This is a genomic window from Rhizobium leguminosarum bv. viciae (assembly GCF_012276115.1).
In the GTDB taxonomy this organism is placed as follows: Bacteria; Pseudomonadota; Alphaproteobacteria; order Rhizobiales; family Rhizobiaceae; genus Rhizobium; species Rhizobium leguminosarum_T.
This window is the reverse complement of record NZ_WIEU01000037.1, coordinates 15,984-34,910: the sequence shown is the minus strand read 5'-3', so window position 1 is coordinate 34,910 and position 18,927 is coordinate 15,984. Positions and strand designations below refer to the sequence as shown.

Annotated in this window: 19 protein-coding genes; 11 read left to right on the top strand and 8 right to left on the bottom strand. The window is 60.6% G+C overall.

The window, feature by feature from the left end; all coding sequences use genetic code 11:
• Positions 1-133 precede the first annotated feature (133 nt).
• On the bottom strand, positions 134-850 hold the full coding sequence (locus tag GFM02_RS33720; protein WP_020050213.1) for an HAD family hydrolase: 717 nt from the start codon (positions 848-850) through the stop codon (positions 134-136).
• A 225-nt stretch (positions 851-1,075) separates the two neighbouring features.
• On the opposite strand from GFM02_RS33720, the gene rpiA reads away from it, so the two are divergent.
• The 3 genes from rpiA to GFM02_RS33705 all read left to right on the top strand — a co-directional run bounded on the left by rpiA (position 1,076) and on the right by GFM02_RS33705 (position 2,729).
• Positions 1,076-1,774 (top strand): ribose-5-phosphate isomerase RpiA, encoded by a 699-nt coding sequence (gene rpiA / locus GFM02_RS33715; protein ID WP_168324109.1) that lies wholly within the window; start codon positions 1,076-1,078, stop codon positions 1,772-1,774.
• Between the two features lie 15 nt (positions 1,775-1,789).
• Positions 1,790-2,347, top strand: a complete 558-nt coding sequence (locus tag GFM02_RS33710; RefSeq protein ID WP_020050212.1) for a DUF2059 domain-containing protein — start codon at positions 1,790-1,792, stop codon at positions 2,345-2,347.
• A gap of 97 nt (positions 2,348-2,444) precedes the next feature.
• On the top strand, positions 2,445-2,729 hold the full coding sequence (locus tag GFM02_RS33705) for an acylphosphatase (protein WP_168324108.1): 285 nt from the start codon (positions 2,445-2,447) through the stop codon (positions 2,727-2,729).
• Positions 2,730-2,786: 57 nt separating this feature from the next.
• On the opposite strand, the gene GFM02_RS33700 is transcribed toward GFM02_RS33705, so the two are convergent.
• Entirely contained in the window at positions 2,787-2,999 is a 213-nt protein-coding gene (locus GFM02_RS33700) for a hypothetical protein (RefSeq protein ID WP_168269751.1), read from the bottom strand.
• Between the two features lie 199 nt (positions 3,000-3,198).
• On the opposite strand from GFM02_RS33700, the gene gor reads away from it, so the two are divergent.
• Complete coding sequence (gene gor, locus GFM02_RS33695; RefSeq protein WP_020050209.1) at positions 3,199-4,584, top strand: glutathione-disulfide reductase; 1,386 nt, start codon at positions 3,199-3,201, stop codon at positions 4,582-4,584.
• 121 nt (positions 4,585-4,705) lie between these two features.
• Here the strand turns inward: gor and GFM02_RS33690 are convergent, their stop codons facing one another.
• Positions 4,706-5,989 (bottom strand): TadE/TadG family type IV pilus assembly protein, encoded by a 1,284-nt coding sequence (locus GFM02_RS33690; protein WP_168324107.1) that lies wholly within the window; start codon positions 5,987-5,989, stop codon positions 4,706-4,708.
• A gap of 220 nt (positions 5,990-6,209) precedes the next feature.
• Here GFM02_RS33690 and GFM02_RS33685 point away from each other — a divergent pair, with 220 nt between their 5' ends.
• Positions 6,210-7,583, top strand: a complete 1,374-nt coding sequence (locus GFM02_RS33685) for a class II 3-deoxy-7-phosphoheptulonate synthase (RefSeq protein WP_003540243.1) — start codon at positions 6,210-6,212, stop codon at positions 7,581-7,583.
• A 224-nt stretch (positions 7,584-7,807) separates the two neighbouring features.
• Here the strand turns inward: GFM02_RS33685 and GFM02_RS33680 are convergent, their stop codons facing one another.
• The 3 genes from GFM02_RS33680 to GFM02_RS33670 all read right to left on the bottom strand — a co-directional run bounded on the left by GFM02_RS33680 (position 7,808) and on the right by GFM02_RS33670 (position 12,018).
• The gene (locus tag GFM02_RS33680) at positions 7,808-9,646 is read right to left on the bottom strand and encodes an ABC transporter ATP-binding protein (protein WP_168324106.1); all 1,839 of its coding nucleotides are present in this window, start codon (positions 9,644-9,646) and stop codon (positions 7,808-7,810) included.
• 211 nt (positions 9,647-9,857) lie between these two features.
• On the bottom strand, positions 9,858-11,594 hold the full coding sequence (locus GFM02_RS33675) for a pilus assembly protein TadG-related protein (RefSeq protein ID WP_168324105.1): 1,737 nt from the start codon (positions 11,592-11,594) through the stop codon (positions 9,858-9,860).
• A 1-nt stretch (position 11,595) separates the two neighbouring features.
• Positions 11,596-12,018 (bottom strand): TadE/TadG family type IV pilus assembly protein, encoded by a 423-nt coding sequence (locus tag GFM02_RS33670; protein WP_020050204.1) that lies wholly within the window; start codon positions 12,016-12,018, stop codon positions 11,596-11,598.
• Between the two features lie 359 nt (positions 12,019-12,377).
• On the opposite strand from GFM02_RS33670, the gene GFM02_RS33665 reads away from it, so the two are divergent.
• Together GFM02_RS33665 and GFM02_RS33660 are read left to right on the top strand one after the other, a co-directional pair.
• On the top strand, positions 12,378-12,797 hold the full coding sequence (locus GFM02_RS33665) for a GFA family protein (RefSeq protein WP_168269740.1): 420 nt from the start codon (positions 12,378-12,380) through the stop codon (positions 12,795-12,797).
• A gap of 105 nt (positions 12,798-12,902) precedes the next feature.
• Positions 12,903-13,550 carry a VOC family protein gene (locus GFM02_RS33660; protein WP_168270108.1) on the top strand — a complete coding sequence of 216 codons (648 nt, stop codon included), beginning with the start codon at positions 12,903-12,905 and terminating at the stop codon, positions 13,548-13,550.
• A gap of 22 nt (positions 13,551-13,572) precedes the next feature.
• Here the strand turns inward: GFM02_RS33660 and GFM02_RS33655 are convergent, their stop codons facing one another.
• Positions 13,573-14,103: a DUF1003 domain-containing protein gene (locus GFM02_RS33655; protein ID WP_168269738.1), complete on the bottom strand. Its 531-nt coding sequence runs from the start codon at positions 14,101-14,103 to the stop codon at positions 13,573-13,575.
• A 192-nt stretch (positions 14,104-14,295) separates the two neighbouring features.
• On the opposite strand from GFM02_RS33655, the gene GFM02_RS33650 reads away from it, so the two are divergent.
• Positions 14,296-15,975, top strand: coding sequence for an NAD+ synthase (locus GFM02_RS33650; RefSeq protein WP_168304414.1), 1,680 nt, complete (start codon positions 14,296-14,298; stop codon positions 15,973-15,975).
• Positions 15,976-16,089: 114 nt separating this feature from the next.
• Entirely contained in the window at positions 16,090-16,920 is an 831-nt protein-coding gene (locus tag GFM02_RS33645) for a TolB family protein (protein ID WP_168324104.1), read from the top strand.
• Here the strand turns inward: GFM02_RS33645 and GFM02_RS35375 are convergent.
• Positions 16,890-17,237 (bottom strand): hypothetical protein, encoded by a 348-nt coding sequence (locus tag GFM02_RS35375; protein WP_246792608.1) that lies wholly within the window; start codon positions 17,235-17,237, stop codon positions 16,890-16,892. The two genes, GFM02_RS33645 and GFM02_RS35375, sit on opposite strands and share 31 nt — an antisense overlap.
• A 607-nt stretch (positions 17,238-17,844) precedes the next feature.
• Between GFM02_RS35375 and GFM02_RS33635 the strand changes: the two genes are divergently transcribed.
• Together GFM02_RS33635 and GFM02_RS33630 are read left to right on the top strand one after the other, a co-directional pair.
• A complete protein-coding gene (locus GFM02_RS33635; RefSeq protein WP_168324103.1) occupies positions 17,845-18,408 on the top strand; it encodes a hypothetical protein in 564 nt (187 codons plus the stop codon).
• A 109-nt stretch (positions 18,409-18,517) separates the two neighbouring features.
• Complete coding sequence (locus tag GFM02_RS33630; protein ID WP_168324102.1) at positions 18,518-18,784, top strand: hypothetical protein; 267 nt, start codon at positions 18,518-18,520, stop codon at positions 18,782-18,784.
• The last annotated feature ends 143 nt before the right edge of the window (positions 18,785-18,927 follow it).

Genomic DNA, 18,927 nt, shown 5'->3' with positions numbered 1-18,927 from the left:
TTCACTATTTTGTATTGCTCGACGGATTGCCTCTGTCGTTGTGGCGCTCCCGTGTAGAACCTGGCCCATAGTGCCTCCCTCCATTCTAAGGAAAATAATGCACCATCAAATGCCGGGACTAAACACCTAGGCCTCAGACGGCAATCTTCTCGGCATATTCCCGCAACAGCGTTTCCACTAGCTCCGGCGTCAACTCATCGAAATGGGTGATGATAACATCCGGATCGAGGCTTGAAACCGGCACGTCGGAATAACCGAAAGGTACGGCGATCGACGGTACGCCGGCGTTTCTCGCCACGGCGATATCGTTGACGCTGTCGCCGATCATCACGGTGCGGGTGATGTCGCCGCCGGCGCGTTCGATGGTGCCGGTGAGGTGGCGGGCGTCGGGCTTGCGGTATTCGAAGCTGTCGCCGCCGGTGATGGCGTCGAAATACCGGGTAAGCTCGAGCTTGCCGAGCAGGCCGAGTGCCAGGCTCTCCATCTTGTTGGTGCAGACGGCGAGGCGGTAATTCTGAGATTTCAGCCGGTCCATGGCGGCGACCAGGCCGGGATAGGGTTCGGTATGGCCGGGCATGTTGCCGGCATAGTGGGCAACGAAACGCTCGACCAGCGGCGGCAGGGCGTCGCTTTCGAGCGGATGGCCGCGCAGCCGGCAGGCGCGCTCGATCATGACGCGTGCGCCCTGGCCGACGAGATGGGTGAGGTCGTCATAGCTGACCGGTTGGAGGTCAAGGGCCGCGATCGTATGGTTCAGGCTCTCGACCAGGTCCACGTGGGTATCGAGAAGGGTGCCGTCGAGATCGAAGACGACGAGCGCCGGGCGAGCGGGAACAGGGGTCAAGGGCATGTCTCTTTGAGCGATGGTCGTCTTGAGGAGCGATGGATCGTCCTAGGGAACGATCGATCGTCCCTGAGGTAGGCGATCGTGCGGCGGAAAGCAACGTCCGGCGATGGTCGGGAAGGCTGCAGGCCTCTGTTTCGGCTTTTCATTTTCGGTGATGATTTTGACTTTCGTTTGCCAGGCGAGCCGTGTAAACAGCACATCCAACGCAATATCAGGAGCTGGCGGCGCATGGATGCCCGCGAAATGAAGATCAAGGCCGCCGAGGCCGCACTCGCCCATGTCGAAAGCGGGATGCGTCTCGGGATCGGCACCGGCAGCACGGCGGAAGAGTTCGTTCGCCTGCTGGCGGAGAAGGTCGCGGGCGGCCTCAGGGTCGAAGGCGTTCCGACCTCCGAACGAACCGCGCGGCTCTGCGTCGAACTCGGCGTGCCGTTGAAGTCGCTCGACGAACTGCCGGCACTCGACCTGACGATCGATGGCGCCGACGAGGTCGATCAGGCGCTCAGGCTGATCAAGGGCGGCGGCGGCGCGCTGTTGCGCGAAAAGATCGTCGCGGCCGCCTCCGAGCGAATGATCGTCATTGCCGACGAGAGCAAGCTGGTGGAAACGCTCGGCGCCTTCGCACTGCCGATCGAGGTCAATCCGTTCGGGCTCGTCTCGACGCGCATCGCGATCGAAAAGGTCGCAGCCCGGCTCGGTCTTTCCGGTGAACTCGACCTGCGCCAGTCGGGTGACGGAGAGTTTACCACGGATGGCGGCCATCACATCATCGATGCATCTTTTGGCCGCATTCCTGATGCAGAGGCGCTTTCGAGCGAGCTGAATTCCATACCCGGCGTCGTTGAACACGGGCTCTTTATCAATATGGCGGCACTTGCGATCATTGCCGGTCCTGCGGGTGCGCGCACGCTGCAGGCAAACAGATAACAGGAGCATATACTCATGATGAACATTGCAGGTCTTGGCCGTCTCGCCGCTACGACCGTCGTTCTTTCCGGGCTTGCCTTCGGCTCCGCCGTCAAGGCGCAGGAAGTCTCCGAGGAGCAGCTGAAGGCGTCTCGCGCGGCGATCGACGCCATCGGCGCCACCGCCCAGTTCGACAACATCCTGCCCGGTCTCGCCGAGCGTCTGAAGGCCGGCCTGATCCAGGATTCGCCGAACTACCAGGACATCATTTCGTCGACCGTCGACGCGCAGGCGCTGGCGCTGGCGCCGCGCCGCGGCGATCTGGAGAAGGAGGCGGCACTCACCTATGCCAAGACCTTCACCGTCGACGAGCTGAAGGCGATCGCCGACTTCTATAATTCCGACGTCGGCAAGAAGCTGCTGCGCGATGGCCCGGTCGCCTCGCGCGAGACGGCGAAGGCTGCCGACATCTGGGCGCAGGGCATTTCCCGCGACCTGGAAAAGCAGAGCAACGCCGAGCTTTCCAAGGTCATCAAGGCGCCGCCACCGGCAACCGACAGCCCGACCGCTCCGGCACCGGCTGCCCAGCAGTAAGGCCTGCCCCCTCAAATTTGCGAAAGCCCGGCATCGTCCGGGCTTTTTTGATATGATGCGGCAAATGCCGTTGGCGAGGCTTCAGGTGACTGCAGACATGTCCGATCATGATAAGGCCGTTCGAGTGCGGATATCCGGCAAGGTCCAGGGTGTCGGTTTTCGCATATGGACGCGCGACGAGGCGGTGCGGCTCGGTTTGACGGGCTGGGTTCGCAATGAAGAGGACGGGGCGGTCGTCGCAGTGATCGCAGGACCCGACAGCGCCATCACGACAATGATCGAGCGTTTCAGGCGCGGGCCTTTGGGGGCGTCGGTTTCGGGCGTCGAGACGGAAGCAGCCCAGCTTGAGAAGAAGCCGTCGGAATTCCGCATTAGCCGCTGACAGCAGCAATCGCTAGGCAGATTCAATTGCCAACGCATATGCGCCGCAACTCAGCCCCTATGGGTTCGGGTTCTTTGCAAGTTGCCACACACCCTCCTCATCCGGCTCCACGCGCTTGTTGCCGCGATAGAAGATCGGCAGTCTCGTCTTCTTGTCGATCGAAAAGCGGCTCGGCGTGTATTTTTCATGCTCGTGGCCCTGAATGGCGAGGCCGAGCGCTTCCTTGAATTTGCCAGCCTTGCACAGGTTGGTGAAGAGAGTTTGATCCATCTTTTGCTCCGCCATTCTTTTCCATCCCACGGATTGCCTGCCAGCCTCGGCCGACCGGGTCAACCGTAAACGGTGACTGGTCAACCGGAATGAAGATTCGACGATGGGAACCGGATGACGCAGGAGCGGGCTTTTGTTTTCATGACGATCGCCCCTATATCAGCAACATCCTTCCTGCGATTCCCTTCCGGAGCTCCTCATGTCTTCCTACGACTACGACCTCTTCGTCATCGGCGGCGGTTCCGGAGGCGTGCGCGGCGCCCGTGTCGCCGCCTCGCTCGGCAAGAAGGTGGCGATCGCCGAGGAGTATCGCTACGGCGGCACCTGCGTCATCCGCGGCTGCGTGCCGAAGAAGCTCTTCGTTTACGCTTCGCAGTTCCATGAGCATTTCGAGGATGCGGCGGGCTTCGGCTGGACGGTCGGCGAAAGCAGCTTCGACTGGAAGAAGCTGGTGGCGGCCAAGGATGTCGAAATCGCCCGGCTTGAAGGTCTCTACAAGAAGGGGCTCGCCGGCGCCAATGCTGAGATCCTGGAAACGCGCGCGGAACTCGTCGGTGCGCATACGGTCCGGCTGCTGAAGAGCGGACAGACGGTGACGGCAAAGACCATCGTCATCGCCACCGGCGGACGACCGAACCCGCATGCGGCTCTTCCCGGTCACGAGCTCTGCATCTCCTCCAACGAGGCCTTTCATCTCGAAGAGCTGCCGAGATCGATCGTGATATCAGGCGGCGGCTATATCGCCGTCGAGTTCGCCAATATCTTCCATGGCCTCGGCGTCGAGACGACGCTGATCTATCGCGGCGCCGAGATCCTGTCGCGCTTCGACGAGGACCTGAGACGCGGGCTGCACGAGGCGATGGTCGCCAAGGGTATCTGCATCCTCTGCCACGACACGCTGCAGAAGGTTTCGAAGGGCGAGGGCGGGCTCATTCTGGAGACGCTGAACAACGGCACGCTGCAAGCCGGCGTGGTCATGCTGGCGCTTGGGCGCGATCCGAACACGCAAGGCCTCGGCCTCGAGGCGGCCGGCGTCGCCGTCGACGAGCGCGGCGCCGTTATCGTCGACGAATATTCCCGCACCAATGTCGAAAACATCTACGCGCTCGGCGATGTCACCAATCGGGTACAGCTGACGCCGGTGGCGATCCACGAGGCGATGTGTTTCATCGAGACCGAGTACAAGAACAATCCGACCCGGCCGGATTACGAGCTGATCCCGACCGCCGTCTTCTCGCAGCCTGAGATCGGCACAGTCGGCCTTTCGGAAGAGGAGGCGGGCAAGCGTTATTCCGAACTCGAGGTCTACCGCGCCCAGTTCCGGCCGCTGAAGGCCACGCTTTCCGGCCGCGCCGAGCGGATGATCATGAAGCTGATCGTCGATGCGGCGAGCCGCAAGGTGGTGGGCGCCCATATTCTCGGCCACGATGCCGGCGAGATGGCGCAGCTGCTCGGCATCACGCTGAAGGCCGGCTGCACCAAGGACGATTTCGACCGGACAATGGCGCTGCACCCGACGGCCGCCGAAGAGCTCGTCACCATGTATGCGCCGAGCTATCGGATCCGCGACGGCAAGCGGCTTTGAGCCGTGACGGGCTTTTGCTCTGCATGTCGTTGACCCGGAACCGCTGCACAAAGGACGCTCTAACTTTTTGAACGACGCATCGTGCTTTCCGAAAATCGATTTCGATTTTCAGGCCGATGCGCTAGCTGGTGATGCGCGGCGAGCGGATGACCTTGAGGAAAAGCGCCTTCATCGCACCAGCGATACCTTCGGTCGGCGACACCTCGAAATAGAAGCCGGGCGAGGCGCATGCCTGCATCTTCGTTGGGATCTCGCTCTGGAAGGGACTGATCCATTTGTTGTACCAATCGTTGCTCGGCAGCGGCAGGTAGGTGGTGTAGAGCACGGCAATCTTGACGCCGCGATCCTTCAGCGGCTTGCAGAAAGAGATGTCGATCGGTTCCTGACAGCGGCCGCCGGTCGTCTTCTTGGTGCAAGAGGACGGCTTGTAGCTATCGCCGACGCCGTCGGAAACGAAGAACAGGATCTTTTCGGGACTGATATTCGACGTGCCGTCGCCAGCCGGATCAATGATGGTATTCATCTGCGTCAGGGCGCTATCGAAGCTCGTGAGCTGGTCCTGGTTGTAGTTCTGGTAGGGAATGGTCATCAGGTCGACGGTGTCGGTGTAATTCTTCACCTTCGTCAGGTCGGAGGTGAGGCTGGAGATCGTCGTCAACTTGGCATCCTCGGCCTTGGTGCCGAAAGTATAGACGCCCATGCGGAACTGGTCGCTGCTGACGCGTTCGGTCTTGGCCGTATCGGTCAGCGCCTGGGTTGCCTGGCGCACCACGTCGATGCGCATGGCGACGCCGAGGCTCTTGGCGATGGTGTAATTGTTGGTGCTCTGATCCATCTGATGGCAGGCGAAGGCGCAGCCTGTTTTGGCCTGCAGCTTGGAAACATCGGTCGAGGTTGCGCCGACGCCCATGGAAGGCGTGTTGTCGAGTAGGATGTAGAAATCCATGAAGGCGGCGGTTTGATATTCGGCCGTCGCCGCACCCGAGATCGTGATCGAGTCCCGGCCGAGGATGCGCATGAAGGTGGTGGGCACGGTCGCGCTGAAGGAAACCTGCGAATTCAACTTATTGGCGGTCTTGGTGACATCGATGCCAAGGTCGATATGAACGTCGGTCAGCTCCCCGGACATTTGAGACATGAAAATATTGCGGGCGTCGTCCTTGCCGAGCGAGATGGTGCCGTTGCCGCTCATGGTCATGGCGGCTGCGACGGCGCCGGATTTCTCCGAGATCGAACCGACGGCAGCGGCATCGGCAGCGGCGTAAAGCTGTGTCCTCAGGCTGAGCGCGTGGGCGAAATCCACCGCCATGCCGGCCGCACCGAAGAGCGGTACCACCAGCAGTGCCGTCATGATGCCGAAATTGCCCGAGCGGTCCGATATGAAACCGGGCGGAAGTATTGCCATGCCATGTCCCCGAAGTTGAAACTCTCTCCGGTTCTACATTGAAAGTCTAAAATATGGGAAAATCGACATGGTATATGCAGGTTTAACTAGAGAGCGGCGAGCGGCGGCGGCGAGGCGACAAGCAGTCGCCGAATGGTCTTTGCAAGCTGGGTCTAAAGGTCTATAAGCCGCCGCATATTGAGGGCATCCTGAGGTATGGATGTGAGAACAGGTGAGTGAGATGGCAGACAATTGGACCCCGAGCAGCTGGCGGCAAAAACCGATCCTGCAGGTTCCCGAATATCCCGACGCAGCCGCTTTGGCGGCAACGGAAGCCACGCTTGCCAGCTATCCGCCGCTTGTCTTTGCAGGCGAGGCGCGGCGCCTGAAGAAGCATCTCGCCAATGTCGCCGAAGGCAACGGCTTCTTGCTGCAGGGTGGCGACTGTGCCGAGAGCTTCGCCGAGCACGGCGCCGACAATATCCGCGACTTCTTCCGCGCCTTCCTGCAGATGGCTGTGGTGCTGACCTTCGGCGCGCAGCTGCCGGTCGTCAAGGTCGGCCGTATTGCCGGCCAGTTCGCCAAGCCGCGTTCGTCGAATGTCGAGAAGCAGGGCGACGTGACGCTGCCGGCCTATCGCGGCGACATCATCAACGGCATCGAGTTCACCGAGGAGTCGCGCATTCCGAACCCGGAGCGCCAGGCCATGGCCTATCGCCAGTCGGCTGCGACGCTGAACCTGCTGCGCGCCTTTGCGATGGGCGGTTACGCCAACCTCGAAAACGTCCATCAGTGGATGCTCGGCTTCGTCAAGGACAGCCCACAGGGCGAGCGCTACCGCAAGCTTGCCGACCGCATCAGCGAAACCATGGATTTCATGAAGGCGATCGGCATTACCTCGGAAAACCAGCCGGCGCTCCGCGAGACCGATTTCTTTACCAGCCATGAGGCGCTGCTGCTCGGTTACGAGGAGGCGCTGACCCGCGTCGATTCCACCTCGGGCGACTGGTATGCAACGTCGGGCCACATGATCTGGATCGGCGACCGTACGCGCCAGGCCGACCATGCGCATGTCGAATATTGCCGCGGCATCAAGAACCCGATCGGCCTGAAATGCGGCCCGTCGCTGCAGGCCGACGACCTGCTGCAACTGATCGACATCCTGAATCCTGCCAACGAGGCGGGGCGCCTGACGCTGATCTGCCGCTTCGGCCATGAGAAGGTCGCCGACAGCCTGCCGAAGCTCATTCGCGCCGTCGAGCGCGAGGGCCGCAAGGTCGTCTGGTCCTGCGATCCGATGCACGGCAACACGATCACGCTCAACAACTACAAGACCCGTCCCTTCGAGCGGATACTGTCGGAAGTCGAAAGCTTCTTCCAGATCCACCGCGCCGAAGGCTCGCATCCGGGAGGCATCCATATCGAGATGACCGGCAAGGACGTGACCGAGTGCACCGGCGGCGCCCGCGCGGTCTCCGCAGAAGACCTGCAGGACCGCTATCACACCCATTGCGATCCGCGCCTCAACGCCGACCAGGCGCTTGAGCTCGCCTTCCTGCTTGCCGAGCGCATGAAGGGCGGCCGCGACGAAAAGCGGATGGTCGCCAACGGCTGAGATCAGCCCCGAAACAGATGATGAAAAGCCCGGTTCGCCGGGCTTTTTATTGACAGGCCTCGCTCTTTGCTCGACGTCATCCTCGGCCTTGTTGTGCCGAGGATCTGCTGCGCCGGCTGCAGATGCTCGGGACAAGCCCGAGCATGACGAAATAGGAGTTGACCGACTTGTTAGCAGCCCGGCGAACCGTCGGGCTTTTGTTATCCTGCACCCGTACCAGACGCTCAGATGCTGGCCTGGATGCTGTGCAAATTGGCGTAGACACCGTCTTGCGCCATGAGTTCGTCATGAGTGCCCTGTTCGACGATGCCATCAGCCGTCAGGACCAGGATGCGGTCGGCATGGCGGACGGTCGACAGACGATGGGCGATGACCAGGGTGGTTCGGCCGTTTGCCAGGCTGAGCAGCGCCTGCTGCACGGCCCGTTCGCTCTCGTTGTCGAGCGCGCTGGTTGCTTCGTCGAAGATCAGGATCTCAGGATTCTTGAGGAAGGCGCGGGCGATGGTGATACGCTGGCGCTGGCCGCCCGAAAGCTTGACGCCGCGTTGGCCGATATCGGTGTCATATCCATGGGGCAGGGCGATGATGAAATCGTGCGCATTGGCGGCGCGCGCGGCCGCTTCCAGCTCGGCATCGCTGGCATCGGGCCGGCCGTAGCGCAGGTTTTCCGCCACCGTACCGGCAAACAGGTAGACATCTTGCTGCACCACGCCGACATGGCGCCGGAGCGAGGCCAACGTCACATCGCGGATGTCGATGCCATCGATCTGGATCGCCCCTGCCTCGACATCGTAGAAACGCGGTATTAGCGCGCAAAGCGTGCTCTTGCCGACCCCTGACGGGCCGACCAGGGCGACGAACTCCCCGGGAGCGATTGTGAGCGACAGCTGCTCGAGCACCCGCGGACCATCGGCCTCGTAACCGAAGGCGACGTTGGAAAAACGGATCTCGCCCCTTGGTGTCGGCATCGGACGCGCGGCCGGCCGATCGGTGATATCGGGGGCGATCTCCAGGATCTCCATGGCCCTGACGAAGCCGGTATAACCCTCCTGCCAGAGGCGCACGAAATTCGCCAGCCGCTGCACCGGATCGACCAGCACGGCGACGCAGAGCAGGAAGGTCAGCATATCAGGCACGGTCAGTTCCGCCGCCAGGATGCGCAGGCCGCCGACGATGATCACCAATATGGTGACGAGCTGGGCGAAGGTTTCGGTGCCGACCGAAAACCAGGCTTCGCTGCGGTAACCCTCGGCGCGGCTTTGCAAGAAACGCCGGTTCTGCTCGGCGAAGCGTTCCTTCTCCAGCGCCTCGTTGGCAAAGGACTGGACGACGCGGATGCCCGCAAGAGCGTCCTCGACGCGCTCGTTGACGGCGGCGATCTGCCGTTTGCTGGCTTCGAGCGCGCGGTTCATGCGCCGGTTGAAATAGAGCGCATAGGCGACCGCCGCCGGCGTGAGGAGCAGGATGAGAGCCGCCAATGGCGGATCGATGAAGAACAGTACCAGCATGGCGCCGCCGTATTTGAGTACGGCGATGGAAAGATCCTCGGGGCCATGATGAAAGAGCTCGCCCAGCCACAGGCTGTCATTGGTGATGCGGCTCATCAGCTGGCCGGTGCGCTGGCGGTCGTAGAAGCTGAACGAGAGCTTCTGGCAGTGCTCGAAGAGTTCCTGCCGCACCGTCGCTTCGATGCGCGCGCCCATCACGTGGCCGCGATAATCGACAAAGAAGATGGCGACGATCTGGACGGCCAGAACGGCCGACATGATGCCGCCCATCGCAAGGATTTGTGCGAAGGCCTGGGGCGCATCGGGCAGAGCCAGAAGGCGGCTCGTGACGATGTTGGCGCAGAGCGGCAAGGCGACGGCCGTGCCGGCGACGAGGATGGCACAAAGCAGATCCGCCAGCAGCAAAGGCAGATGCGGGCGATAATAGGAGAGGAATTTGCGCATACGCGACCGCCGCCGCTCACTGTCGGCGGAAGTCGGATGATCGCGGAGGAGGTTTACGAAGGAGTTATGGCGTCGCGAGTTTTTCCTCGCGCGGGAGAAGCGAATATTCATGAAGCTGAATGTCCTTGTGGAGGATGTTTCCTTTCTGTTTGGACAGGTTCGCTCTCATGTCAGTCTCCCGGAGGTTGAATGAATTTGACCTGGAGTATCGCCGACAACAGCCGGCGATTCAATGCCGGGATGGGACGAGGTTAGTGGGTGTTGTCGACAGGCAACAGATTCCCGCTGCAATTTCGACAAGGCGAGGGCGATGGAAGGGGTCTTATTGCACCAGCACCGATTGCTGGCAGCGTACGTCAGTGACGCGCACGTCGGCCTCGCCGATCTTGATGCCGAGCAGGGTCAGGAGGTTGAAGAGCAGTTCGTCGAGTGGCTTGGTCAGCCCCGAAAGCGTGTCGGCGACGGCACCCTGCACCGCTGTTTTCGACAGGCCGACGCCGAGTCCGAGCACGCTCACCTGGATATCGGTTTCCTTGATCAACGACTGCAAGGCCGACGTCAGCGTATCCTTGGTCGAGACGTTCTTGATGGTCTTGGCGGCGATGTCGGTCGGCTGGAAGGTCAGCTTGCTTTTGCTGAGGTTGCTCAGGTTGACATGCGCCATGCCGGAGACGCTGAGTAGCAACGCGTCGATCAGCGTGGCGCGGGTGACGCGTGGCGAGCTGTCGAAATTGACGAAGGCTTTGGGATCGACGTCGCCGAGCGACAGTTCGGCGACGCCGGGTACCACCTCGACGCCAACGCTCGCGTTTCTGGCGCCGCCACCGAGGCAGGTGATGCTCGCGAGCCTGGCTTCAGCATGGGCGACCTCGAGATAGAGGGGCACCCGTACCTTCAGTCCGGCGAGGGAATTGGCGCCAAGCAACGACACTTCGAGTGCCAGGCGCACCTGCGCGGTGCGGACGGTGGCGCCAACAGCGCCGATCCCGTTCGAGGCAGCACCCTTCGGCATCTCGCCGATCGCAAGCGTCAGCTTGACCGTGGCAAGCCCGGGCACCGAGGCGCCCAGATTGGCGGCGACCTGCTTCTTCTGGTTTGCGGCAACGGCTGCCGCCGAGACGATATCCATCACGCTCGCCTCGGCCGAGAGCTGGGAGCCGCTGCCGATCATGCGCTCGCCGGTCGGGCCGAGGTCGAAGAGATCCTTAAGCTTGATCTTGACCTGCGTCGTGCCGAGCGCCTTTTCAATCGTATTGAGCACGTTGGTGACGGTGGGCGTCAGGCCGCCTGTCTTGCCGAGCGTCTTCAAAAGTCTGGGATAAGAGATGTCGGTCGCCAGCAGCTCGTCATAGGTGCCGGCGGTGAGGTTGAGATCGGTCGCCAGCATGTCGAGAAAGGGGAGCAGCTTGATATCGGCTGATGTGAGTGCCTCGTAGTCGGCGACCTTCAGCGAGAGGCTCGTGCCGAGCAGACTGCCGAGCAGCGAGTTCAGCACGCCGCCGTTGAGGCTTGCCAGCCGTGAACCGATCGAGAAGGCAGCAAGCTTGGAGGCCGAGGCGGTGCCGACCGCCCTGAGGTTGGGAGCGGCGGCAAAGGCGGTGGCGAAGATCAGTTCCGCCTTCTGAGAGATGCCGACCTTCACCGCGTCGTAGGGCTGCGCGCCGGCGGCAAAACGGCTGCCGAGCGGCACTGAGGCATCCGCGAGATAGGTGCCGGGGATGAAGTCGGCGACGGCGTCGAATTGCATGAGGTCTGATGTCAGCGGCAGCACGCCCTTCTTCGTCGCATAACCCGTGTCTGTGCGGACGGCGATGTTGAGGCCGTTTTGGCCGAAATTAGCGACGAGGTTGTCGGCGGCGTGGTTGATGTCGGCGGCGGCAACGATAGCGCCGATATCGCTCAGTTGCTGCAGCCGGCGCTGCTGCAGCGTCATCATGCCGTAGTCGACGCCGAGACCGAGCGAATAGAGGATGAGAGGGGCTGAGAGCGCTGCCATGATGGCGATATTGCCTGACGCATTGGTGGCGAGGTACCGCAGGTGGGCCTTGAAGGTGCGCATCTCAAAGCCCTCCCATCCGGATGGTCGCGAAGCGGCGGATCATGTGGTCGGGCAGAGGGAAAGTGTAGAGGTTCCAGATCGGCAGGTTGTTGGCGTCGTATTCCGCCGTCACGGTGAACTGGTTGGCATTGCCGGGGTCGGTGGTAACGGTGACGTGCAATTTGGTCTTATCGAGCAGCGGGTGGTCGATGGTCGACTGGCTGATAAAATCATCGACTAGCTGCGATCGCTCCTGGCTGGTCATGCCAGCAACGGCGGTGCGCGCGGCATCGGCGGTCAGCTGTTGCACCGCGTGGGAAGCGCTCAGATAGATGCCGTAAGCAATCATTGTCAGGACGACTAGGAGGAAGAGCGGCGCGACGATCGCGAATTCGATCGCCGCAGCGCCTCGGTTGTTCGAAGAGAAGGGGTGGAGAATACTCATCTTTCACCTCGCAGGCTGATCGCGCTGGATATCGATCAGTGGTTGCGACTGTAGATCAGGAGATATTAATTTTGAATTATCTAATAAACGTAATGGATGTACTTGAATGTTATGAAGGTTCGTATCTTACCGAAAAATCATAATCTTTCCGAGGAGTTTTTTCTAGAGTGCAACCAAAGGTAATTGGTGAGGAGGTGCACGCATAAGGAGCTTCCGTTTCCCGCACTGCGCCGATGTTTCGCTGCGATACGCACACACAAGACCTGCGACCTCAAAATTGCTGATGGCTCGTTCAGGGAAATGGATTTGACGCCGGAGAAGATCGGCGGCAACGTTTCTTTCAGGAACAGGGGACTGATATGACAGAGCGACATGCAGGCGGCTGCCTTTGCGGCGCCGTGCGATTTTCAACGACGGCGAAGCCTGGGCCTGTCGTCGGCTGTCATTGCTCGCAATGCCGCCGGCAGACCGGGCTATACTACGCCGCGGCCGACGTGGCGCTCGCGGCTCTTTCGATCGAGGGCGCTGAGGCGATCCGCTGGTACCGATCGAGCAAGGAGGCGCAGCGCGGCTTCTGTTCGAATTGCGGTTCCGCGCTGTTCTGGCAGCGCGACGGATCGGCGCAGATTTCGGTCATGGCGGGCGCCTTCGACGAGCCAAGCGGCCTTGCCTTCGGCCATCATATCTACTGCGCCGATAAGGGCGATTTCTACGAAATATCAGATGGCCTGCCGCAATATGACGGGAATCCCCCATCGTCATCCTCGCCGGCCTCGTGATTGACAAAGGTTGATCGCCGAGGCTAGGTTTACCGTGCTGCGTAGGGCGCTTCGTCGAATGTCGAAAGGGCAATGCCCGCCTACAATGTATCAACAGTTGCGCCCATGCCGAATCTCGAAAACCTCAAAAAGCAGGCCAAGCAGTATTTGCGATGGCACCGCGAAAGATACTATCCTGTTGCAGCCGAGATCAGAGCTGCGTTGCCGCGCTTCCGTCATCTCGATGACAGCCAGGTGCTGGAGGCGCGCTTCAAGCTTAGCGACGCGCAGGACCTGATCGCACGTCAAATGGGTTTCGAAGGATGGCAGGCGCTCAAGACAGGAGCCGCAGCCATGACAGATCCGAAAAAACAGCCCGCACCACAAGCCATCCTGAGTTCGCTATCCGCGCAGTTGTTTGTCACCGATATCAAGGCGTCGTGCGAATTCTTCACCGGCAAGCTCGGCTTCAGGGTCGACTTCGTCTATGGCGACCCGCCGTTTTACGGACAGGTCATCCGCGACAATGCTCAACTCGCACTGAGGCTGGTATGCGAGCCCGTGTTCGTCGGCGATATCAGGCAACGGGAGCATCTGCTTTCAGCCTCGATCACCGTCGATACATCAGACGAGATCAAGCGCCTGTTCCTGGATTTCCAGGCCGCAGGCGTATCCTTCCATCAGCCCTTCAGGAAGGAGCCGTGGGGCGCCAGAAACTTCATCGTGCTGGATCCGGACGGAAATCTCATCCTGTTTGCCGGTCCGGGCGGGTGATCGTTGCGCAATAAGCGCTGCCTCAGCTTCTGGCGGAAAGTTCGGCGCTGAGGCGGGCCACGTCCTCGCGCAGCGCCGTCAGCTCGGTCAGCACGCTCATATCGATCTTCTGGTGCAGGGAGAGCACCTCAAGCTCGGCCTTGAGATTGACCTCATAATCCTTGGCGGCCTCGAAGCGGTCGCGCTCTGCCTGCCGATTCTGTGACATCATGATGATCGGCGCCTGGATAGCGGCGATCATCGACAGGATCAGATTCAGAAAAATAAAGGGGTATGGGTCGAAGGGATGCGCCACCAGACCGATGGTGTTCATCAGTGTCCAGACGGCGAGAAAAGCGAGGAAGGCGAGTATGAAGGACCAGGAGCCGCCGACGCGGGCGATGCCATCGGCGATGCGTTCGCCAAAGGAGGCTTCGGCGGACAAGGCGGCATTGACGTCGGTCGAGATGACCTTGCGTTGGTGCGCTTTCGCCAGCACGCGCTTTTCGATGTCGCCGAGTTCGTCGGCCGGTTTGTCGAAATGATGGTGCACGAAGTCCGAAAGATTAGACATTGCCTGTTTCCGATACCCGTTATCGATGTGGTCGCTTTCGGCGCCAGTATTCCGCTCCGGAGGCAAATTGCAATGCGTATCGGTGCCGCGCGGCGCCATGCGCAATCCGTTCATAAAAATTTCGTCACCGCCGGGCGCCGCTTTTGGCGCCAACATGTTGCGGTCGCGAAAGGTGCAGGCTAAATAAATGACATGACAGAGGAAAACGCCCTTTCTGATACGTTGCGCATCGCCATCGGCCAGCTCAACCCGACGGTCGGCGATGTCGCCGGCAATCTCGCCAAGGCGCGCGAGGCGCGCATTGACGCGGGCCGGGGGGGCGCGCATCTGCTCGTCCTGACCGAACTTTTCATCTCCGGTTATCCGCCGGAGGACCTAGTGCTGAAGCCCGCCTTCATCCGCGCCTGCTGGAAGGCGGTCGAGACTCTCGCGGCCGATACCGCCGATGGCGGGCCGGGCGTCATCATCGGCTTTCCCCGGCAGGACGAGACCGGGCGCTACAATTCGGTCGCCGTGCTCGACGCCGGCAAGGTGATCGCGGTGCGCGACAAGATCGACCTGCCGAATTACGGCGAGTTCGACGAGAAGCGCGTCTTCGACCAGGGCGCTATGCCGGGGCCGGTGAATTTCCGCGGCGTGCGCATCGGCATTCCGATCTGCGAGGATATCTGGGGCGATCTCGGCGTCTGCGAGACGCTGGCCGAAAGCGGGGCGGAAATCCTGCTGTCGCCGAACGGTTCGCCCTATTATCGCGGCAAGGTCGATATCCGCCATCAGGTGGTGCTGAAACAGGTGATCGAAACCGGCCTGCCGCTGATCTATGCCGCTCAGCTCGGCGGCCAGGACGAGCTCGTCTTCGACGGTGCAAGCTTCGCCTTCAATGCCGACAAGTCGCTCGCCTTCCAGATGAGCCAGTTCGAGACGGCGCTGGCGGTGACGACGTGGAAGCGCGGCGACAGCGGCTGGCATTGCGCCGAAGGGCCGATGGCGCATATCCCTGAAAGCGAGGAGGCCGATTATCGCGCCTGCCTGCTCGGCTTTCGCGACTACGTCAACAAGAACGGCTTCAAGACTGTCGTGCTCGGCCTTTCTGGCGGCATCGATTCTGCGATCTGTGCGGCAATCGCCGTCGATGCGCTCGGCGAGGAGCGGGTGCGCACCGTCATGCTGCCCTATCGATATACGTCCGAGGATTCGCTGAAGGATGCGGCCGACTGTGCGAAGGCGCTCGGCTGCCGCTACGATATCGTGCCGATCGAACAGCCGGTGACGGGCTTCAGCAGCGCGCTCGCCAGCCTTTTCGAAGGCACGGATAGCGGCATCACCGAGGAGAACCTGCAGAGCCGGGCGCGCGGCGTCATCCTGATGGCGATCTCCAACAAGTTCGGTTCGATGGTGGTGACGACGGGCAACAAGTCGGAAATGTCGGTCGGCTACGCCACGCTTTACGGCGACATGAACGGCGGCTTCAACCCGATCAAGGACCTCTACAAGATGCAGGTCTATGCGCTTTCCCGCTGGCGTAACGAAAACGTGCCGCCGGATGCGCTGGGGCCCTCCGGCGAGGTAATCCCGCAGAATATCATCGACAAGGCGCCTTCGGCCGAGCTTCGTCCCGATCAGAAGGACCAGGATTCGCTGCCGCCCTATCCCGTGCTCGACGATATTCTCGAATGCCTTGTCGAGAAGGAGATGGCGGTCGAGGAGATCGTCGCGCGCGGCCATGATGTTGCGACCGTTCACCGGGTCGAGCATCTGCTCTATCTCGCCGAATACAAGCGCCGGCAATCGGCGCCGGGCGTGAAGATCACCAAAAAGAATTTCGGCCGGGACCGGCGTTATCCGATCACCAACCGTTTCCGGGATCGCTAACGCAATCGAGATCGCTGACGCAATCGAGATTGCTGACGGCAGCAATTCAAAGCGTTACGGCGTCCTTTGCGCGTCTGGAAAGACGCGGCGTTGCAGGATTTTTCGGGAGGAAACATGCGCAGCTCGGTTGAGATCTACAATGTCAGGACGGGCAAGGCCCGCGAGGTCTGGCAAACGGACAGGCTGGTGGAGGCGCCGAACTTCTCGCCTGATGGTTCCTACCTGCTCTTGAACGGCGACGGGCTGCTTTACCGGTTGCCGCTCGATGGCGGGGAGGTGGTCAAGGTCGATACCGGCTTTGCCGTCAACTGCAACAATGATCACGGCATTTCGCCCGATGGCACTGAGATCGTCATTTCCGACAAGACCGAATTCGGCAAGTCGGCGATCTATATCCTGCCGATCGAAGGCGGCACGCCGCGGCTCATCACCCCGAACCTGCCATCCTACTGGCATGGCTGGTCGCCGGACGGGCGCCAGCTCGCCTATTGCGGCATCCGCGACGACCTCTTCGATATCTACACCATCTCCGTCGACGGCGGCGCCGAGACGCGGCTGACGCATGGCGAGGGCCGCAATGACGGACCGGACTGGTCCGCCGACGACCAATGGATCTATTTCAACTCCAGCCGCACGGGGCTGATGCAGATCTGGCGCATCCATCCCGATGGCACCGGGCTCGAACAGGTGACTTCGGACAATCAGGGCAACTGGTTCGCCCATCCGTCGCCCAACAACGACATGGTGCTGCTCCTCTCCTACGACCCTGGGGTATTCGACCATCCGCGCGATCTCGACGTGCGGCTGCGGCTGATGGATATGGACGGCGGCAATCTGAAGACACTGTTCGAGCTTTTCGGGGGGCAGGGCACGATCAACGTGCCCTGCTGGTCTCCTGACGGCGAAGAGTTCGCCTATGTCAGGTATTTTCCGGTGAGATCTTGAGACGGGCGCACCGCCATTTTATGGTGGGGTGGTGGGTATTTGATGATATCGAGAGACCGCCTACTCGAACACTTTGCTTGGAACCGTTTCAGAAACGGGCTGTCTTTAACGCCAGCGGCGGCCACCAGCCAGAACAGTCCACCAGCAGCAAAGCCGAATACAGCTGTCACTGCGAGCGATTTGACGGTCTCTAGCAATCCCCACCATGTCATCATGCCGTTTTGGTAAGTGATGTGGTCACCAGCATAAGCCTCGTCAGGGCCGAAAAATGCAACTAGGCACATCCAGGGGAAGGTCGCAACAAAGGCTCCAACCATTGCGCAATTTGCAAAGGGGCGGCCCTACACGTCGCCTGAAGTAGAATAGCAATGGAATCCCCAACACAGCAGTTGGCGGATACGCACCAATGAGCGCGACGGCCTGAGTTGTTCGGATAACGCGCTCGGTCATATCCGGCAGGCCCTGATACAGTGGGCTGTAAACAGCGTATGCGAAGGACGCGATTTAGGGAACTACGATCAACGCAATCACTACTCTCCACCAAGGTGGAGATGGAAGAGTATTTACAGGCATGCGTCCCCTACCGAAAAAGTTTATTCGGCAGGATTGCACGTCACAGTGTGCGTAACAACGTCGCGCCCGGCCTCATCTTCGAATCGCTGATGCGCACGTTTTTGAGGGGTGGGTGATTGGGGGCTCCCAAGGTTTGATTGCAGTTGCTGCCTCCAGTTCCGTGTAACTTGCCGAAGCGGACGGGGTATTCTATTTCAAGATGAGCTGTGGCATTTATTCATCTTCCTAATTGTGGGGAAATATTGTGACCTGAATATCAGTGCTATTCTGGCTGGTAACGACTGGTCGCCCACTGCTCCAACCCGCTCTTTTGGCATCCGCGAACATGAGGATGAACCTGGAGGTATAGACTTGCTGGCTGTCTTGAGATGCGCGTGGACGCTGCGTGGTTTCACGGTCGCCGGCTCCTTGGTGGCAATGGGTTTCACGCTCGCAGGATGTTCATATCTTTTTGTCCGTGGCGTCGAGGGAAGCTACCTCGCAACGGGTACTCCGGTGCTCGGAAAGGTGACTGCTAGGAACGAGAGTGAGGAGATGGGGGGGACGATTGAGATCGGCTCGGCCGAAAGGCAGCAATGCAAGGGTCGCTACAGCGTATCGCAGGTGAAGACGAATTTCTGGAAGCTGGAGACCGGCGAGCGAACCTACCGCGGGAAGATCTACTGTCTGGATGGTCGAGCAGGGGCGTTTGAACTCATATCGAAGGATAAGGGGAAAACCGGCTCGATTACCGGCGAAATCAATGGCGAGGCATTTCAACTCGATATGTTCGAATCGAAGAGCCGTGAGTGCATGACGCAAGAATGCAGATGGGGCTTGAAGTGGACTTACGAAAAGGAGCGCGACGACATGCGTACCTATTACAGGGTCGCGACTGAACACGAGCCCGATTCAATGCATCCATGGCTCTATTAAATCTACTCCTATTCCGCGTGCCGGTGATCCGGTCCCGAACTCCGCCCATGATGGCGGGGCGGTGGGTTAGTAACCCACGCTGCTTGGGGATCGGCGGCTTCGCGGATGATTGGACGAGAAATCTGATATTGGCCTTGGTTCCAACCAGCCCACCGGTACCAACAGCAGCGCCATTGTAATTGTTATAGCCGACCTGGCTGTCGGCAATTGCGGCGTACTTATTAGCGCCCATCGCGAGCGGCATTGCGGCCAGCGCCACGAATGCGACGACATGCCCGAGCACCGGCGTAGTGGTGACGATGGATTGAGCACCGTTGATAGCCGTCTCCACAAGACGAAGGTATTTTCCGACCAAGCCGGCTCCGACGACAAATGACGTGCCCGCGAAAGATGCGCCTGTGTCGGCCCATCTGGTCGCTCCATCATCAGACACCTGCATTTGGCGGCTGTAGCTCGTTGGGATGAATGGGCATGAACTGGCGGTCACAGTCAACGGCAGTGTCGCCATCGGCGTACCCG